The following is a 917-nucleotide window of genomic DNA, read 5'->3' on the forward strand; positions in this document are numbered from 1 at the left end:
CAGGTCGAGAACTGCAGCGCGCGAATTGCGGCCCTGGAGAAGGCCATCCTGGCGTGGCATCGCACCACCGAAGCCAGCCGCAATCTGGCCACCATCCCCGGCATCGGGCCGATCACCGCCTCGGTGCTCGCCGCCACCGTTACCGATCCGAGCGCGTTCAAGAACGGCCGCCATCTGGCCGCGTGGCTGGGGCTGGTGCCGCGGCAGAATTCCAGCGGCGGCAAGGATCGGCTCGGCGGCATCACCAAGGCCGGCGACCGCTCGCTCCGCCGTCTTCTGGTCATGGGCGCCACCACGGTGATCCGCTATGCCCGCAGCAAAGCGCCCGGCGTGGGCGAGTGGCTGAAGGGCCTGCTGGCCCGCAAACCGGCTCGGTTGGCCAGCATCGCGCTGGCCAACAAGATGGCCCGCATCGCCTGGGCGGTGCTCAGCCGCGGTGATGTCTACCGCAAGACTGTCCCGGTTCCGGCGGTTACCTGAGCCGTCAGCGCCAGGAGCATCCGGAGCGGATTGTCCGTCCGTCCGCGGAACCTTCTCAAGCCTGGCCCTGCGGGCCACCGCCTGCGGCGGCGCTGGGCTTGACAAGGCCCCGCCGACGAGCGGTCTGTTCCACCATCGGATGCAAGCCACCGTGTCGCTGGACCGTCCGGTTTGGTAACGCTGAAGAACAGGACAATGCTGTGTGAGGGTGCAGAGAGAGGTGATGGCGAAACGGTTCGAGCCAGGGATTGGGAAGACCCACGTACTGTCATGCGCCTCGAGCGCGGCAAGTTGATCGGGACCCAATCCCGCGGAGTTCATCATGGCCCGCGGTCATCAGCACCGCATTCTTCAAGGCCGGACACATGACCGCACCCGACCTTTTCGCCAAGTCAGTTCTCTTTTCCCTTGCGCCGCAGCGGTCGTCCACACATGAC

At 66.5% G+C, this 917-nt stretch carries 1 protein-coding gene; it reads left to right on the forward strand.

Annotation, left to right across the window (positions count from 1 at the left end):
* On the forward strand, positions 1-480 hold a 480-nt coding region (locus tag EJ903_RS26360; protein ID WP_126620820.1), incomplete at its 5' end, for an IS110 family RNA-guided transposase.
* Positions 481-917 lie beyond the last annotated feature (437 nt).

Origin of the sequence: Azospirillum griseum, from assembly GCF_003966125.1 — a bacterium.
Lineage (GTDB): Bacteria > Pseudomonadota > Alphaproteobacteria > Azospirillales > Azospirillaceae > Azospirillum > Azospirillum griseum.